This window comes from Caldimonas sp. KR1-144 (assembly GCF_049446155.1).
Classification (GTDB): domain Bacteria; phylum Pseudomonadota; class Gammaproteobacteria; order Burkholderiales; family Burkholderiaceae_C; genus Rivibacter.
In genome coordinates this window covers 234,042-250,705 of the sequence record NZ_JBMSEE010000009.1, presented here as the reverse complement: position 1 = coordinate 250,705, position 16,664 = coordinate 234,042, and the positions used below count along the sequence as shown (strand labels likewise).

The 16,664-nt window shown below is 71.1% G+C and carries 17 protein-coding genes; 3 read left to right on the top strand and 14 right to left on the bottom strand.

All coding sequences use genetic code 11. The features are described from left to right. Positions 1-119: 119 nt before the first annotated feature. The 5 genes from ACO2TI_RS20075 to ACO2TI_RS20055 all read right to left on the bottom strand — a co-directional run bounded on the left by ACO2TI_RS20075 (position 120) and on the right by ACO2TI_RS20055 (position 4,406). A complete protein-coding gene (locus tag ACO2TI_RS20075; RefSeq protein WP_423286953.1) occupies positions 120-506 on the bottom strand; it encodes a DUF488 domain-containing protein in 387 nt (128 codons plus the stop codon). 10 nt (positions 507-516) lie between these two features. Next, complete coding sequence (locus ACO2TI_RS20070; RefSeq protein WP_423286952.1) at positions 517-1,263, bottom strand: amino acid ABC transporter permease; 747 nt, start codon at positions 1,261-1,263, stop codon at positions 517-519. 32 nt (positions 1,264-1,295) lie between these two features. Then, on the bottom strand, positions 1,296-2,156 hold the full coding sequence (locus ACO2TI_RS20065) for a basic amino acid ABC transporter substrate-binding protein (protein ID WP_423286951.1): 861 nt from the start codon (positions 2,154-2,156) through the stop codon (positions 1,296-1,298). Between the two features lie 147 nt (positions 2,157-2,303). Further along, positions 2,304-3,269, bottom strand: a complete 966-nt coding sequence (locus ACO2TI_RS20060; RefSeq protein WP_423286950.1) for a porin — start codon at positions 3,267-3,269, stop codon at positions 2,304-2,306. 171 nt (positions 3,270-3,440) lie between these two features. Then, complete coding sequence (locus ACO2TI_RS20055) at positions 3,441-4,406, bottom strand: AEC family transporter (protein ID WP_423286949.1); 966 nt, start codon at positions 4,404-4,406, stop codon at positions 3,441-3,443. A 90-nt stretch (positions 4,407-4,496) separates the two neighbouring features. Between ACO2TI_RS20055 and ACO2TI_RS20050 the strand changes: the two genes are divergently transcribed. Both ACO2TI_RS20050 and ACO2TI_RS20045 read left to right on the top strand, forming a co-directional pair. Continuing rightward, positions 4,497-6,608, top strand: a complete 2,112-nt coding sequence (locus ACO2TI_RS20050) for an ATP-dependent helicase (protein ID WP_423286948.1) — start codon at positions 4,497-4,499, stop codon at positions 6,606-6,608. Further along, complete coding sequence (locus ACO2TI_RS20045) at positions 6,605-7,243, top strand: lysoplasmalogenase (protein WP_423286947.1); 639 nt, start codon at positions 6,605-6,607, stop codon at positions 7,241-7,243. The genes ACO2TI_RS20050 and ACO2TI_RS20045 overlap by 4 nt, the downstream gene beginning before the upstream one ends. Here ACO2TI_RS20045 and ACO2TI_RS20040 read toward each other — a convergent pair. The 9 genes from ACO2TI_RS20040 to ACO2TI_RS20000 form a co-directional block, all read right to left on the bottom strand. Then, on the bottom strand, positions 7,215-8,039 hold the full coding sequence (locus ACO2TI_RS20040; protein WP_423286946.1) for an anti-sigma factor family protein: 825 nt from the start codon (positions 8,037-8,039) through the stop codon (positions 7,215-7,217). The genes ACO2TI_RS20045 and ACO2TI_RS20040 overlap by 29 nt on opposite strands. Before the next feature lies 1 nt (position 8,040). After that, entirely contained in the window at positions 8,041-8,559 is a 519-nt protein-coding gene (locus ACO2TI_RS20035) for an RNA polymerase sigma factor (protein WP_423286945.1), read from the bottom strand. A gap of 27 nt (positions 8,560-8,586) precedes the next feature. Beyond that, positions 8,587-8,976, bottom strand: coding sequence for a hypothetical protein (locus ACO2TI_RS20030; protein WP_423286944.1), 390 nt, complete (start codon positions 8,974-8,976; stop codon positions 8,587-8,589). A 66-nt stretch (positions 8,977-9,042) separates the two neighbouring features. Beyond that, positions 9,043-9,894, bottom strand: a complete 852-nt coding sequence (locus ACO2TI_RS20025; RefSeq protein ID WP_423286943.1) for a LytR/AlgR family response regulator transcription factor — start codon at positions 9,892-9,894, stop codon at positions 9,043-9,045. After that, complete coding sequence (locus ACO2TI_RS20020) at positions 9,891-10,349, bottom strand: hypothetical protein (protein WP_423286942.1); 459 nt, start codon at positions 10,347-10,349, stop codon at positions 9,891-9,893. The genes ACO2TI_RS20025 and ACO2TI_RS20020 overlap by 4 nt, the downstream gene beginning before the upstream one ends. Continuing rightward, entirely contained in the window at positions 10,346-11,779 is a 1,434-nt protein-coding gene (locus tag ACO2TI_RS20015) for a sensor histidine kinase (RefSeq protein WP_423286941.1), read from the bottom strand. The genes ACO2TI_RS20020 and ACO2TI_RS20015 overlap by 4 nt, the downstream gene beginning before the upstream one ends. A gap of 103 nt (positions 11,780-11,882) precedes the next feature. Then, complete coding sequence (locus ACO2TI_RS20010; RefSeq protein WP_423286940.1) at positions 11,883-13,154, bottom strand: hypothetical protein; 1,272 nt, start codon at positions 13,152-13,154, stop codon at positions 11,883-11,885. A gap of 105 nt (positions 13,155-13,259) precedes the next feature. Then, on the bottom strand, positions 13,260-14,180 hold the full coding sequence (locus ACO2TI_RS20005) for an MBL fold metallo-hydrolase (protein WP_423286939.1): 921 nt from the start codon (positions 14,178-14,180) through the stop codon (positions 13,260-13,262). Continuing rightward, a complete protein-coding gene (locus ACO2TI_RS20000; protein ID WP_423286938.1) occupies positions 14,177-14,761 on the bottom strand; it encodes a YceI family protein in 585 nt (194 codons plus the stop codon). The genes ACO2TI_RS20005 and ACO2TI_RS20000 overlap by 4 nt, the downstream gene beginning before the upstream one ends. A 66-nt stretch (positions 14,762-14,827) precedes the next feature. Here ACO2TI_RS20000 and ACO2TI_RS19995 point away from each other — a divergent pair, with 66 nt between their 5' ends. Further along, entirely contained in the window at positions 14,828-16,642 is a 1,815-nt protein-coding gene (locus ACO2TI_RS19995) for an ATP-binding protein (RefSeq protein ID WP_423286937.1), read from the top strand. The last annotated feature ends 22 nt before the right edge of the window (positions 16,643-16,664 follow it).

Here is a 16,664-nt window from a genome sequence, read left to right as displayed (position 1 = left end):
GGCATGCTTATGGGTGTTCATCCGGGTCGGCTCTTTGGGTTGGATTGAGGTTTGGCGACTTCCAGTCTCTCAAACCCCATCCGGATGAACACCCGATACAACCTATTGAAGCTTCACAGCTAGTCGAGCTGCGCCTGGCGTTCGGCGAGTAGCTTGCGCAGCACCGACCGGTGGCAGCGCGCCTCGTTCTCGCAATAGCAGCCGAGCGAGAAGTTCGCGGTATGCGACAGCGCGGCCAGCGTGTCGAGCAGCTGGCTTGCGTTGGGACGCTTCAGCTCGGTGCGCAGCTTGCGCTCGAACGCGGCCCATTGCGCGTCGGTCGCCGCGTCGCGGCCTTCGGCCATCAGCTCGGTGCTGGGCGACAGCGCCGGCAGCCACACGTCGTACCAGTTGCCGCTTGCGAACTCGCTCTTGGGCACGCCGCGCGGCGGGCGGCGCACGGTGCCCAGGCGTGGGCCTTCGTCGGCGGCGCGCGGCGTTCCGAGGCGCACGACGCGGATCGCCATCGCGAGGCCCTCAGCGCTGGTGAGCCGGCGCTTCGAGGCGTTTGGCCAGCAGCGACAGCGTCAGCGTCAGCACCAGGTAGACGGCCGAGATGGCCAGGTAGGGTTCCCAGTAGCGGGAATAGGCGCCGGCGACGGTGCGCGCGGCGAGCGCCAGCTCGGCCAGGCCGATGGCCGAGACCAGCGAGGAATCCTTGATCAGCGTGACGCCCTCGTTCACGAGCGGCGGCACCATGCGGCGAAAGGCCTGCGGCAGGATCACGTAGCGCATGCTCTGCGCGTGCGTGAGGCCCAGGCTGTAGGCGGCCTGCGTCTGCCCGCGGTGGATGCTCTGGATGCCGGCGCGAAAGATCTCGGAGATGTAGGCGCCGGCGTTGAGCGTGAGCGCCAGCGCGCCGGAAAAGAAGGCGCCGTGGTTCTGGCGGAACTGGGTCGCCGCTTCGCCGGTGAGCAGCAGGCCGTGGTCCGGGTGGATCAGCGTGGGCATCAAGGCGAAATGCACCAGCAGGATCTGCACGAACAGCGGCGTGCCGCGGAAGAAGGTGACGTAGGCGATCGTCAGCCACTGCGCGGGCTTGATCGCGATGCGCAGCCACGGCGCCTTGGGCGGCGGCGCCTGGCGCGAGCTGCTGATGAGCCCGAGCACCAGACCCAGCGCGAGGCCGCAGACGATGGCGACCACGGTCAGCCAGATCGTCATCCAGATGCCCGAGACGAACAACGGCCCGTAGCCAGCGAGGATTTCCCAGCGCAGATCCACGGGCCGTCTCCCTCAGGCGCTCTACGTACCGCTTACTTCGATGCGGCCGAAGCGGCCGGCGCGGCGGCCGCCGGGGCGGCGCCGAAGTACTTGGCGTAGATCTGGTCGTAGGTGCCGTCGGCCTTGATCTCGGCCAGGCCCTTGTTCAGCTTTTCGAGCAGCTCGGTGTTGCCCTTCTTGACCGCGAAGCCGTACTGCTCGGGCACGAAGGCCTTGTCGCTCACCGTCTTGAACTTGGCGGCCGGGTTGTTGGTCACGTAGTTGATGACCACGCCGTTGTCGGCCACGACAGCATCGACGCCGCCCGACTCGAGCTCCTTGAGCGCCAGCGGGGTCGACTCGAAGCGCTTGACGTTGGTGCTGTTCTTGCCGAGCAGCTTGGTCACGACTTCATCGCCGGTGGTGCCGGTCTGCACGCCGACCTTGAGCTTCTTCAGGTCGTCAAACTTGGCGACCTTGGAGTTCTCCTTCACCGCGATCAGCTGGAACGCGTCGAAGTAGGGGTTGGTGAAGTCCATCGTCTGCTTGCGCTCGTCGGTGATCGTGATCGACGAGGCCAGCATGTCGCGGTCGCCCTGCTGGAGCGAATTGAAGATGCCTTCCCACGGCGTGTTGACGAACTTGACCTCGAAGCCGGCCTTCTTGGCGATGGCATTCACGACGTCGATGGTCAGACCGACGATCTCGCCCTTCTCGTTTTGCAGCTCGAACGGCGCGTAGGCGGCGTCGGTGCCGACCACGACGACCTTGGCCGGCGGCGGCGGCGGGGGGGCGGAAGCGGGCGCCTGTGCGGCGGGCGCGGCTTCTTCCTTCTTGCCGCAGGCGGCGATCACCAGGCCGACCGTGATCAGGCCGGCGGTCTTCAGGAAAGCACGAGTGCTCAACAGTTTCATCCGAGGGTCCTCGAAAGGGTGTCGATGGGGGCCATGTGGGACCGGGGATCGCCCGATCGCGCGCCATTCTCGCGCCCCTGTTGGCGAGAAGGCAAAAGAAAGCGGCCCCGAGGGGCCGCTCCGTCAGATCAGGTGCGTAGCGCCAGATCAGAAGTTGTGGCGGATGCCGAAGCCCAGCGAGCGGATGTCTTCACCCGGATCGCCGTAGTCGGTCGCCGCAGCGCCGGTGTTCGTCTTGAAGAAGAACGCGTACACCTTGGTGCGCTTGCTCAGGTTGTAGTTGTAGCCGAGCGTGATCTGCTGGGCGTCGGTGTCGGCGGCGTTGTCCCACTCGTCGGCCCAGCCGTACGAGAGGTGGAACTCGCTGTTGCCCATCGTGTACATGCCGGTCAGCGCGACGTGGTCACGCTTGCCGAGGACCGGGCGGTCGGCCTGGTCGAACGAAGCGCCGACGCCGAACGGGCCGAAGGCATACCAGGCACCCAGGGTGAAGCCCTTGACGACATCCTGGCCCAGGATCTCAGCCTTGTTCCAGGCTGCGCCGAGGTGCAGCGCGCCCATGTCGTAGGCGCCAGCGACTTCGTAGAACTTGGTCTGCGTCGCGCTGCCTTCGCCGGCGGCCACGGTGGCCGAGCCGGTGAAGCCGCCGAAGGTCGGGGTCACGTACTCGACGGCGTTGTTCAGCGTCACAGCCAGGCCGTACAGGTTGTCTTCCGACGTCAGGCCCGTGTTGTGGTTGAAGTTGCCGATGTAGTCGACCGTGGCGTAGTAGCCGAAGGTGTTGAACTTGCCCAGCTTGACCTGGCCCAGCGAGGCGCTGTTCAGGCCGACGTAGGCGTCACGGCTGAAGCCGCCGGTGCCCGAGCCGTTGTCCGAGCCGAAGCCGCTCTCGAGCTGGAAGAAGGCCTTCAGGCCGCCGCCCAGATCTTCGGTGCCGCGCAGGCCCCAACGAGAGGCGTTGTTGAACATGCCGTAGACCTCGTCGTCGGCGCTGCTGAACTTGCGCGCCTCGACGGTGGTGTTGATACGGCCGTAGAGCGTGACGCTGCTTTGGGCAAAGGCGCTGCCGGTGAAGGCGGCCGCAAGCGCGGCGGCAAGAGCGATTCGCTTCATGCTGTGTATTCCTTGAGGGGTTGCAGATTGGCCAGCGGCTCCGATCGTCCCAAGCTGGCACAACTTGTTGCGCGAGTTTAAGTAGGCGCCCGCGGCTTCCCGCCCATTCGGCGGCGAACGGGACATAAAAACGTCATGGACTGATGCGCCGGCGCAACGTTGGGCCGCCGATCAAGCGGGACGGGCGCCGAACCACCAGGCCAGGGCGCTGAAGCTGACAAAGGCCAGTGCCGTGGAGCTCATGATGATCCGCGCGATGCGCCCGTTGTCGGCCCCCCAGCGCTCGGCCAGCAGCGAGACATTGCTGGCCGAGGGCAGCGCGGCGGCCAGCGTCAGCACGGTCAGCGTGAAGGCCGACAGCGGCGCGCCGAGCGCGACGAGCGCGCTGCCCAGCGCGAATACCAGCGCCGGATGCACGAACAGCTTGATCAGCGCCACCGGCACGAAGCGCCGCGCCGGCGTGCGTGTGTGCGCATGCTGCCCGGCGCGCCACAGCACCGCGCCGATCGTGAACAGCGCGACAGGCGTCGCCGAGGCGCCGAGCAGCTCGACCATGCGCGCCAGCGGCCCGGGCAGCGACCAGGCGGCCGCGGAGAAGACGGCGCCCAGCGCGATCGCCCACGGCTGCGGATTGCGCACCGGCCCGGCCAGCGCGAGCTTGAGCCGCGCACCCAGCGGCAGGTGCGCGTTGCCGTGCATCTGCGCCAGCGCCAGGCACACCGAGCTGGTGATGAACATGTCGACCAGCAGCGTGACCATCATCGGCGCGGCAGCCGTTGCGCCGAGCAGCGCCGTCATCAGCGGCATGCCCATGAAGCCGGTGTTGGGGAAGGCGGCGACCAGCGCGCCGAAGGCGGCGTCCTTGATGTTCGTGCCGCCGCGCAGCGTGATCGCGATCGTCAGCGCGACGACCAGCAGCCCGCAGGCGGCATAGAGCGCGAGCGCCAGCGGATCGAGCACCTGCGCCACCGGTGAGCCGGCGCCGAAGCGAAACAGCATGCACGGCAGCGCGAAGTACAGCACGTAGGCATTGAGCCCCGGGATCGCGGCCTCGGGCAGCACGCGCGAGCGCGCCGCCAGCCAGCCGCACAGCACCAGAGCGAAGAACGGAACGGTGACCGAAAGAATGGACTGCATGGGGCGCCGTCGAAGCGGCGCGCAGTATCGCAATGCCCGGTTGCCAGGGCGTGGTCGCTATGATCGCGCGCCCCAGAAGAAGCCTCGTCCGTGTCCGCGCCTCCCAGCCTCAATCCGGCCCAGCTGCAGGCCGTGCACCACCTGTCCGGCCCCTGCCTCGTGCTGGCCGGCGCAGGCTCCGGCAAGACGCGAGTCATCACTCACAAGATCGCGCGACTGCTCCAGCGCACGCCCGACGCGGATCTTGCGCCCAGGCAGATCGCCGCCATCACCTTCACCAACAAGGCCGCGGCCGAGATGCGCGAGCGCGCCAAGCAGCTGATCGGCGGCAAGGCGGCCAAGGACCTGGTGATCTGCACCTTCCACTCGCTCGGCGTGCGACTGCTGCGCGAGGACGGCGCGGCGCTGGGCCTGAAGCCGCAGTTCTCGATCCTCGACAGCGACGACGTGCTCGGCATCCTGCGCGACGCCGGTGGCACCACCGACGCCAAGACCGCGCGCCACTGGCAATGGACGATCAGCCTGTGGAAGAACCAGGGCCTCACGCCCACCGAGGCCGAGGCGCAGGCGAAGAACGACGACGAGCGCGTCGCCGCGCGCGTGATGCAGCGCTACCAGGAGCGGCTGGCGGCCTACCAGGCGGTCGACTTCGACGACCTGATCGGCCTGCCGGTCGCGCTGCTGCAGCGCCACGACGATGTGCGGGCGAAGTGGCAGAACGCCTTGCGCCACGTGCTGGTCGACGAATACCAGGACACCAACGCCCAGCAGTACGAACTGCTCAAGCTGCTGGTCGGCGACGGCCGAGAGCGAGCGGCGATGTTCACCGCGGTGGGCGATGACGACCAGAGCATCTACGGCTGGCGCGGCGCGACGATCGACAACTTGAAGCGCCTGCCGCAGGAGTACCCGGCGCTGAAGGTCATTCCGCTCGAGCAGAACTACCGCTCGACCGGCCACATCCTGCGCGCCGCCAACTGCGTGATCGCCGCCAACCCGAAGCTGTTCGAGAAGAAGCTGTGGAGCGACTTCGGCGACGGCGAGCCGGTGCGCGTGGTCGAGTGCGACGGCGAGGAGCACGAGGCCGAGCGCGCCGTCGCGCGCATCCAGGCGCTGCGCGGACAGGGCGGCGCATTGCAAGGCGGCGTCAACGGCCAGGCGCTGGAGTGGAAGGACTTCGCGATCCTCTACCGCGCCAACCACCAGGCGCGCGTGTTCGAGCAGGCGCTGCGCAAGGCCCAGATCCCCTACAAGGTCTCGGGTGGCCAGAGCTTCTTCGACCGCGCCGAGATCCGCGACCTGTGCGCCTGGCTGCGCCTCCTGGTGAACCAGGACGACGACCCGGCCTTCCTGCGCGCCGTCACGACGCCCAAGCGCGGCATCGGCCACCAGACGCTCGGTGCCTTGGGCGAGTTCGCGGGCAAGTGGAAGGTCAGCCTGTTCGAGGCGCTGTTCGCCGAGAGCCTGGAGAGCGCGCTCAGCAAGAAGGCGATCGGCTCGCTGCACGAGTTCGGCCGCTACGTGAACGACCTCGAGCATCGCGCGCGCCACACCAGCGGCGCCGAAGAGGCGCGCGCGCTGCTGATGGGCTGGCTCAAGGACATCGGCTACGAGCAGCACCTGTTCGACGGCGAGGACAGCGAGAAGCTCGCCGCCGCGCGCTGGAGCAACGTGCTGGATTTCGTCGACTGGATCGCGCGCCGCTGCGGCGGCGAGACGCAGCAGGAGGCCGGCACCACCTTCGAGACCGAGCGCCAGACCGTGCTCGAGGTCGCGCAGACCATCAGCGTGATCATCAGCCTGGCCGAGCGCGGCGACGACCAGAACGTCGTCACGCTGTCGACGCTGCACGCCGCCAAGGGCCTGGAGTGGCCGCACGTCGTGCTGGCCGGCGTCAACGAAGGGCTGCTGCCCTTTCGCAGCGACCAGGCCGACGACACACCGGCCGACGAGATGGCGCAGCGGCTCGAGGAAGAGCGCCGCCTGATGTACGTCGGCATCACGCGCGCGCGCACCACCTTGGCGGTCAGCTGGCTCAAGCGCCGCAAGCGCGGCCGCGAGACGGTGGCCGGCATGCCCAGCCGCTTCATCGCCGAGATGAAGCTCAACGAGGCGGGGCCGAAGGTCGATCCGCGCGAGAAGCTCAAGGCGCTGCGTGCCGAGCTCGCCGCGCGCGCGGCGGCGGCGCCGAAGGCCGCATGACGAGAACCTGGCCCTGGCTCGCCGCGGCGGCCGGCGCCGGCGTGACGGCGATCGCCGCGGCCGTCGGCGGACAGTGGCTGCTGCTGGCGGCGACGAAACCGCTGACGACCCTCCTGCTGATCGCGCTCGCTTGGCAGCGCGGCGGCGAAGAACGGCGGCGCCGCGCGATCCTCGCCGGGCTCGCGCTCTCGCTGCTCGGCGACATCGCGCTGCTGTGGCCGCAGCAGGGCTTCCTGCCGGGCCTGGTGGCCTTCCTGCTCGCGCACCTGGCCTACCTGGTCGCGTTCACCGCGAGCACGCGCTTCGCGGCGCGCTGGTGGCCGTTCTCGGCCTATGCGGTTTTCGCCGCCGTCGCGTTGTCGGTACTTTGGCCCGGCGTGCCGCAGCCGCTGCGCGTGCCGGTGATCGCCTACGTCGCCTGCCTCGCGTCGATGGCCGCGCAGGCCGCCTGCTGGGCACTCGCCGAAGGCGGGTTCGCGCGGCGCGCCGCGATCGGCGGGGCGCTGTTCCTCGCCTCGGACACGCTGCTCGCGTTCAACAAGTTCGCGCAGCCGTTCGCGCTCGCGCCGCTGGCCGTGCTGTCGACCTACTGGGTCGCGCAGGCCTTCATCGCCCTGAGCCTGCCGAGGCGCTAGGCAGCTGCGCGTAGACCGCCTGCGCCAGCGCGCCCAGTTCGGCGCGCGACAGCTGCCCGCTGAGCGCGTAGCCCTGGCGGCCGTCGATCCAGTAGAAGCTGTTCGTGCGCCCGTCGCCGGCGAAGTCGAACGCCGGTGGCGCGGCGGCCGACGAGCTCGGCAGCACCGAGACGTAGAGCGTCACGCGCGTGCCCGCGCCGTTCTCGTACATGAACTGCCCGCGCGCCTCGCCGTTCGCGCCCGGCAGCAGCCGGCCGCCGACCAGCGTGAAGCCGGCTGCGTCGAGCACCGGCACCGAAAGCGGCGTCGCGAGCCGCTTGCTGAGCCACTGCACGAGGTGCTCCTGCTGCGCGGCCGGCACCTCGACGGCATGGCGCTTCTCGGGCTGGTAGACCACATGGGCCGCGGCTGCCTCGCGCACGAAGGCCGGCGTGGCCGGCGCGGCGCGCGCGAGCGTCGGCGCCGGCAGCGTCAGCGAGCGCAGGCCCCAGCCCGAACCGAAGCCGACCAGCAGCGCCGCGCCGGCCAGCAGGGCCGCCGCGACGGCCCCGCGCGGCGGCGCCCAGCGCCGCGGACGCAGCGCGCGCTGCATCGACAGCGGCACCGGTTCGTCGAGCAGCTCGCCATGCAGGGCGCGCAGTCCGGCGCCCTGCGCGCGCCAGGCCGCAACCTCGGCCGCGTCCTGGGGATGCTCGGCCAGCCAGGCCTCGACCTCGGCCGCGCGCGCGGACGACAGCTCGCCGTCGAGCCAGGCATGCAGCTCGTGGCGTTCGGGCGGGGCCGCTTTCTCGTTCATTTCACTTCACCACCCGCAGGGGCGCACGTGCCGGCACGCCCTCGAGCCGCTCACGCAGCTGTGCGCGCGCCCGCGACAGCCGCGACATCACGGTGCCCACCGGCACGCCCAGCACCTCGGCCGCCTCGGCGTAGCTGCAGCTTTCGACGCTGACCAGCAGCAGCGTCTCGCGCAGCGGTGCAGCCAGGCTGGCCAGGCCGCGTTCGAGGTCGAGCCGCTGCGCGGTGAGCGCATGCGGCTCGTGGCGCGGCTCGTTGGCATCGTCGAGTTCGGCATGGTCGTCGAACCACCCGCGGTCGCGGCGGTGATTGGCGTGCAGGTGGTGCATCAGCGTCAGCAGCCAGCGGCGCAGCGCCGCGGCGGGGTCGCCCTCGGCCGGCATGCGCCACAGCGACCACTTGCGCACGGCGCGCTCGAGCGTGTCTTGCACCAGGTCGTCGGCGCGCGCCGCGTCGCCCGTCAGCAGCCGCGCGTAGCGGCGCAGGCGCGGGATGTGGGCGATCGCGGCCTCGGGCTTCATCGGATCGCGATGATGCCTTTCGCGCGGTCAGGGCTTGGCGCTGTGCCAGACGTTGTTGAAGCCGTCGCCGGTCTTGTCGCCGGGCTTCTGGTCCTTGACCCAGTAGTACAGCGGCGCGCCCTTGTAGGCCCACTGCCTGCTGCCGTCGTCGCGTGTGATCACGCTCCAGTCGCCGCCCGTCTTGGCGTCGGCGCCGGCCGCCAGCGGCGGCCAGTTGGCGGCACAGGGGCCGTTGCACACGCTCTTGCCGCCGCCGACCGGGTCGCGGTCGAAGGTGTAGAGCGTCATGCCGTTGGCGCCGACCAGCACGCCGCCTTCGGTCTTGGCGGGGGCCGGCGCAGCGCCTGGCATCGTGCCGCTGCAGGCGGCGAAGAGCACGGTCGTGGCCGCGAGCGCGGCGAGGCGGGTGAAGTTCATGGGCAGGTCCTTCGCGGTGGGTGACCTGCGGTGAACACGGCGCGCGGGCGATTTATTCCCGCGGCCTCACATTCCCTTGAAAAGATGGGTGTACGAGCGGCTCACCTCGAGCTTCTCGTTCGAGCCCTTCACGCTGACGAGCTGGCGGCCGCGAAAGTCGCGCGTGATGCCGGCGATCGCCTTGGTGTTGACCAGGGTCGAGCGGTGGATCTGCCAGAACAGCTCGAGGTCGAGTTCCTCGAGCAGCTCCTTGATCGGCTTGCGGATCAGCGCTTCGAACTGCGCGGTCTGCACGCGCGTGTACTTCTCGTCGCTGATGAAGAACAGCACGTCCTCGACCGGGATCATCTGGATCGTCGAGCCGACGGTCGCCTGGATCCAGCGCAGCGTCGGCTTGGCGGCGGCCGGGTTCATCTGCGCGGCCAGGCGCTTGAGCAGCTGCTCGATCGGCACCGCCGGTGCCGCGGCGGCGCCGTTGCCGGCTGCCGGCTCGCCGCGGCGCTGCGCGAGGCGCTTCTTCAGCCGCCCCACGGTGACCTGCAGGCGTTCGCGCTCGGCCGGCTTGAGCACGTAGTCCGCCGCGCCCTGCTCGAAGGCCTCGACCGCGTATTCGTCGTAGGCGGTGATGAAGACGATCTCGCAGCCGCTCCAGTCGTCATCGTCGCCGCCCAGCTGCACGATCTCGCGCGCCGCCTCGACGCCGGTCATGCCGGGCATGCGGATATCGAGGAACACGAGGTCGGGGCGGTGGGCCTTGACCAGGTCGACCGCCTCGGCGCCGTTCTTCGCCTCGGCGACGATCTCCAGCTGCGGCCAGACCTCGGCCAGGCGCGCGCGCAGCTGCTCGCGCATCAGGCGTTCGTCGTCGGCGATGACGGCGGTGACGGAAGCAGCGGGCGACGCGTCGGCAGAACTCATGCCTGCATCGTAGTCGCCGCCGTCTCGACCGTGGGCGCGGCGTTGCGCGCCGGCCGCAGCAGCCGCCAAAGCCCCCAGCCCAGGAGCAGGAAGGGCGACAGCACCAGGGCCAGCACCGCGAGCACGGCCAACAGCGGCAGGCCGACGCCGAACACGATGCCGATCAGCGCCGCACCGAGGCCCAGCAGCAGCGCGAACGGCACGACGAGCAGGACGATCGCGATGGCCAGCGCGACGCCCACCACCAGCACGACCTTGTGCGCCGGTGGCATCTGCGCCAGCGACAGCGGCGGCCACTGCTCCACGCCGTCGACGACGACGCTGATCGGCGTGTCCGCCACCGAATGCAGGGTCCAGCCGATGAAGCCCACGCCGACCAGCGTCAGCACGGCCAGGATCGCCAGCACGGCGGGCCAGGTCGGCCGCCGCCTCACGGTGGGTACGGGCGTGTTCATGAGTGCTTTGCTCCTTCTTCGTTCGGGTCGCCGTTGCGCATCGTGTAGGGCACGACGATGGTGACCACCGTGCCCTGCGGCTGGTTCTCGGTGATCTTGAGCTGCGCCTTGCCGCCGTACAGCAGCTGCAGGCGCTCGCGGATGTTGGCCAGCCCGGTGCCGGTGCCGGCGGTCGCGGCCTTGCCGAAGCCCAGGCCGGTGTCGGCCACCGTGACCGCGAGCTTGCCGTGCTGGATCTCGGCCTTGACCAAGAGCCGCCCGCCTTCTGCCTTGGGCTCGAGGCCGTGCTTGATCGCGTTCTCGACCAGCGACTGCAGCATCATCGGCGGGAAGTCGGCCGAGTGCAGGCCCTCGGGGATGTCGATCTCGAACTGCAGCCGGTCCTCCATGCGCACCTTGAGGATCTCGAGGTAGGGCCGGATCACCGACAGCTCGCGGCCCAGGTCCTTGGTGCCGGTGGCGTTGGCCTCGCGCATCGTCGGCATGCTGGCGCGCAGCAGCGCGATCAGGTTCTTCTGCATCTTGCTGGCGCGCGACGCGTCGGTCTCGATCAGGTGGTCGATCGACGCCAGCGTGTTGAACAGGAAGTGCGGCTCGACCTGCGCCTGCATCGCCGCCATGCGTGCCTCGACCACCTGCCGGCGCAGCGCCTCGCTCTCGGCCATCTCGGTCGCCTGCTTGGCCTGCACCTCGGCCTTGCGGCGGCCCTTGCCCATGACCTTGGCGATGATCGACGCGACGATCGCCAGCATCAGCAGGCTCATCATCGACTCGCCGAGCGTCTGGCCCTCGACGACGGTGACCTGCGGCTTGGTGTCGGCGATGGCCTCCTCGATCTCGGCCTTGGCCTCCTCGATCGCGCGCTGGATCTCGCCGGCGTCGGCGCCCTTGGGCAGCGGCACCGTGATGTCGGGCTCGACCGGCGGGACGGGCGGCACCGGCGGCATCGGCGGCACCGGCAGGCCGCGCGCCGCGGCGGCCTCGGCGGCCGACGCCGCCTGCGACGCCGCGGCTTCGGCGGCCTCGGCCTCGGAGGCGGCGCGCTGCATCGCCTGCGCGGCCTCGCCCCGGTAGACGTGCACGCCCTTCTCGTCGATCTTGATCTGGACCTGGCGGCCGGGCTCGCTGTCGTCGCTGATCGTGATGCCCTTCTTGTCGTCGATCTGCACCCGCTTGTTGCCCGCGCTGCCCGGCTTGGGCACGCGAGGCGGATGGACGACCGTGCGGTCCTCGCTCAGGCGCCAGGTGAACGGCGGCAGATCGTGCAAGATGCCGCCGGCCACCAGGGCCAGCAGCGCGAGCAGCAGGAAGCGCTTCCAGGTCTGCTGCGCCAGCCAGTCGGAGTAGCGGCGCAGCGCCCGCCCGCTGGCGGCAAAGACCTGTTCGGCGCGCGCGCGCCAGGCGCTGGAAGACGAAGGCAAACTGCTCATGGCGCGCACTGTACGGGCGCGGCAGCCGGCCGGCGCGCCGCTCGCGACGCGCTGCGCAATGCGCCGGACAGACTGCCGTGTCGCCCGACAGGCGCGGGTGCGCTCAGCGGCCCAGCACGCCGCGCAGCAGGTCGATCGCGTTCGGCGTGGCGGGCTTGTCGGCCGGCTGGTCGGCGGGCTTGGGCTGCGCGTCGGCCTCGGCCATTGACGGCATGCCCAGCACCGCGCTGGCCACCGACTTCACGCGCAGCTTGGCGGCCCACACCGGCTCCCACGGCGCCTTCGGGTCGGCCGGGCGCGACGGGTGCGCCAGGTTGAGCTCGCTGCCGTAGGCGATCAGGCGCAGGAAGGCACCGCTGTCGCGCCCGCCGGCGAACACGCCCTTGGGGATCGCGCAGCTGGTCTGCGAGGGCTTCATCAGGACCTTCTCGCCGAGCCAGCGGTCGACCGCGGCATTGGTCTGGTAGTCGATCAGGCCGAAGCCGGTGTCCGGCAGCTCGCTCGAGGTCCAGATCACCATCTCGTTCTCGCCTTTGCTGCCCATCGCCGCGGCGAAGTAGGCGCGCGCGGTCGGCAGCGCGTTCCAGCTCAGCTGCGTGGCGCCGCCGGCGTCGGCCTGCTGCAGCGCGATGGCCGGCATCAGGTCCTGCGCCGCGGGGATGCTGAAGCGAAACCCCTCCGGCACGCCGGCGCCGCTGAACTGGTGCTCGCCGACCAGCGAGGCCTTCTCCGGCACCATGCGCGCGTCCTTGGGGCTGGGCCAGACCGGGCGGCCGGCGGCGCTGTGCGCGCCGCGCTGGGTCGCGCGGCGGCCGACGAAGAACTTGGCCAGGTCGGCCGGCGTCGCGCTCGCCATGTCGAGCACGCGCGGCTGGCCGGCGCGCACCGCCTCGCCGCAACCCCAGTAGAGCAGCAGCTTGCCCTTGGGGCGCTCGTGGGGCTGGTCTTCGACGGGCTCGTCGCGCTCGGGCGCGGCCTGCGGCTTGGCATCCTTGGGCGACTGCAGCGTCAGCGCCGGGCTCAGGAAGCCGGCCGGCACCGCCTGCTGGGCCTCGGGCAGCGAGGCGTTCGCGCGGCTGTAGAGCGTCACGTCGACCCAGCGGCCGCTGGCACCGTCTTGCGTGTGGCCGAAGCGGTTCGCGCCGGCACCGCCGCCGCCCAGCAGCCCGCCCAGCGCCGACAGCGGGTTGGCGCCGCCGGCGCCTGCGCCGCCGGCGCCTGCGCCGCCCATGCCCATCGGCATGCCCATGCCGCTGTAGGTCGCGATGTCGATCCAAGCCTGGGCCTGGGGCGGCTTGACGTTGGACTGCGCGAACGCCGGCGAGGCCGCGGCGCAGGCGAGGGCGGTGAGGGCGAGAGCGGGCAAGGCACGCATGTGGGACTCCTGATCACGCGGATCGACCCGTGCGGTCGAAAGGCGGGCAGTGTGGCCGCCGGCGAGGCGCGCGGCCATCCCTCACGGCGGGGTTGAACGGCGCGCTCAGGCGTCCGCGACGCGCTCGCCGTCGCGCACGACGGCGCCGCTCGCGACGAGATCGTCGACCAGTCCCAGCGTCCACTCGGCGAGCGTGCCGCAGCCGTGGCCTTGGTGGATGCGCCGGTGCAGCGGCGTGCGCTCGGCCCAGGCCAACAGCTCGGCCAGCGGCTGCGCGCGCTCTTCCATCAGGTGGTACTTGAGCAGCACCTTCGCGGCGTGGCGCGCATGACGCGCCGGCTCGGCCTGGAACGCGGCCAGCCGCGCGCGGGCGCGCGCGATCGCGCCGGCGACATCGGTGAACGGCGCGCCGTGGCCGGGCAGCACCAGCGCGACCGGCAGGCGCTCGATCGCATCGAGTACCGCGCCGACGTCGTCGAAGGCGCGCTCGCCGTCGAGCTCGGGAAACACGACGCCGAAACCGTGTTCCCACAGCGCGTCGGCCGAGACCAGCACGCCGTGGTGCGCGTCGAACAGCATCACCGCGTCGGGATCGTGGCCGGGCGCGGCGATCACGTCCCACGGACGGCCGCCCAGCATCACCGCGCTGCCGGGACGCAGCACGCCGGTCGCCGCGAATCGTTCGCAGCGCTGGCCGGTGGGCGCATAGCTCAGGGCCGCCTCGTCCCAGCGCTGCACGGCGTCGAACGGGCCCGGCGGCACGTCGGTCGGCAAGCCGGGATGGGCGCGCTGCAGCGTCGCGTTGCCGCCGCAGTGGTCCGAATGCAGGTGGGTGTTGAGCAGGCGCTCGAGCCGCGCGCCGCGCAGCGCATGGCTCACCAGCGCCTGCGTCTGCGCCGCATGGTTGACGTGGCCGCTGTCGACCAGCACGGCGCTCTCGCCGTCGGGCGCATGCACGAGGATGTTGTTCGACGACAGCCAGCCGCGCTCGAGCACGGTCACGTCGCCCGGAAGCAGGCCGTTCATGGCGTGCGCGTGCCTTCGACCTGCACCCGCAGCGTCACCTCGTCGCCGACGAAGGGCAGGCCGAAGTCGATGCCGAAGTCGCTGCGCTTGATGCGGCCCTCGAAGTCGCCGCCGCACAGCTCGCGCGCCGGCGCCTCGGGGTGCGGCGCGCAGCGATAACGCACGGCGGTGAGCGTCAGCGGCTGGCTGATGCCGCGCAGCGTCAGCTCGCCGCGCACCTCGGCCAGCCGTGCGCCATCGAAGCGCAGCGAGCGGGCGACGAACCAGGCCGTCGGATGAGCCGCCGCGGCCAGCAGGTCGTCGCGGCGGATGCGCTCGTCGAAGGCCGCGAAGCCGGTGCTCACGCTCGCGGTGTCGATCTCGATGCTGATCTCGCCGCGACCAGCCGCCGCATCGAGCACGACCGCGCCGCGCGCCGGCCCGAGGCGGCCGCGGATCGTCGAGGTGGCGAAGTGCGACAGCTCGAACTGCACCCAGCTGCTGTGTGGATCGAGCGCATAGCCGACCGGCGCCGCCGTGGCGCCCAGCGTCGCCAAGGTGACAAGTGCCGCGGCCAGGCGCACGAAATGCTTGCGTTTCATGCCGCGATGCTAGCGACCGCCGTCACGTGGCGCCGCTACAGTCGAAGCGAGCCGTACCCAACAACAATGACGTTGCGCACCACCGCCGCCGACCCGCGCGAGCCGGACGAGCCGGACGAGCCGCCGCAGCTGCGCGCGCGCGTGCGAGCGATGCGGGTGCGACTGCTGTTCGAGCGCACCCGCACCTCCACCTGGACCGGCTTCGCCGCGCTGCTGCTGGTGGTGACGCTGCTGTGGGGGCGCGTGCCGCCCGCGCTGCTGGGCGGCTGGGTCGCCGTCAAGCTGGCGCTCATGTTGTGGCGCGTCGCGGTGCGGCGCCGCTTCGCCGACCGCCGCGGCTGGAGCGACGCGCAGTGGTGCCGCCGTTTCACGCAAGTGGTGGTGATCGACGGCCTGGCCTGGGGCCTGGGCGTCGCGGTGCTGGCGCCGGCCGGCGGGCCGACGATCACGATGCTGCTGATGGCCACGGTCGTCGCGGTGGTCGCGATCGCGGCGATGGTGCTGCCGCTGTACCTGCCGCTGCACGTCGGCTTCAGCCTCGGCACCATCTTGCCGGTGGCGCTCACGCAGCTGGCCAACGGCGGCATCGTCGGGCTCTATGGCGGCGTCGGCCTGCTGCTGTTCCAGGTCTTCGTGCTGATGGAAGGCCGCACCGCGGCGCGCCAGCTGATCGAGCTGATGCGCCTGCGGGTGCTGCTGGAGCAGGAGGCCGAGCGCCGCAACGAGGCGCTGGCGCTGGCGCAGCGCCACAGCGCGGTGAAGAGCCAGTTCCTCGCCACGATGAGCCACGAGATGCGCACGCCGCTGCACGGCATCCTCGGCGTGGCCGAGCAGCTGCGCGCCGATGCCGAGGCCGGTGTGGCCAGCGAGCTGATGCGCCGCCCGCTCGAGCTCGTCGCGCGCTCGGGCGAGCACTTGCTGGGCCTGATCAACGACCTGCTCGACTTCGCCAAGATCGAAGCCGGCCAGATGACGCTGGCCGAGGCGCCGTTCGAGCTGCGCGCCTGCATCGACGAGGTGGTCGCGCTGGCGCGCGCGGCGGCGCGCGACAAGGGCCTGGCGCTGCGCGCCGAGCTGTCGGCGCTGGGCGCCGGCGCGCACTGGGTGCGGGGCGACGCGGCGCGGCTGCGCCAGGTGCTGCACAACCTGCTCGGCAACGCGATCAAGTTCACAGAGCGCGGCGAAGTCAGCCTGGTCGCCTCGCGCGACGCGCAGCTGGGCTGGTTGCGCATCGAGGTCAGCGACACCGGCGTGGGCATCGCGCCCGAGCAGATGACGCGCATCTTCGAAGCCTTTCATCAAGGCGAGGCGAGCTTCGACCGCCGCTTCGCCGGCACCGGCCTGGGCCTGACGATCGCGCGCGAGCTGGCGCGCGCGATGGGCGGCGACCTGCACGGTCGCAGCACGCCCGGCGCCGGTTCGAGCTTCTGCTTCGAGGCGCCGCTGCCGCCGTGCGACGCGCCGCAGGTCCTGCCCGCGAAGTCGGCGCCGCCGGTCGCGCTGCGCGGGCGCGTGCTGCTGGTCGAAGACAACGCCGTCAACGCGCTGGTCGCGCAGGCGATGCTGCGCCGCTGCGGCCTGGAGGTCGAGCACGTGCTCGACGGCGAACAAGCCGTCTCGCAGGTCCTCGCGAGCCGGCCCGATCTGGTGCTGATGGACTGCCAGATGCCGACCATGGACGGCATCACCGCGACGCGCCGCATCCGCGCGAGCGAGGCCGAATCCGGCGCGCAGCGCGTGCCGATCGTCGCGCTGACCGCCAACGCCTATGCGAGCGATCGCGATCAGTGCCTGGCCGCCGGCATGGACGAGCACCTCGCCAAGCCGTTTCGGGAAGACGAGTTGCGCGCGACGCTGGCGCGCTGGCTGGCCCCCCGCTGACCCACGAGGCCAGCGCCGGGCC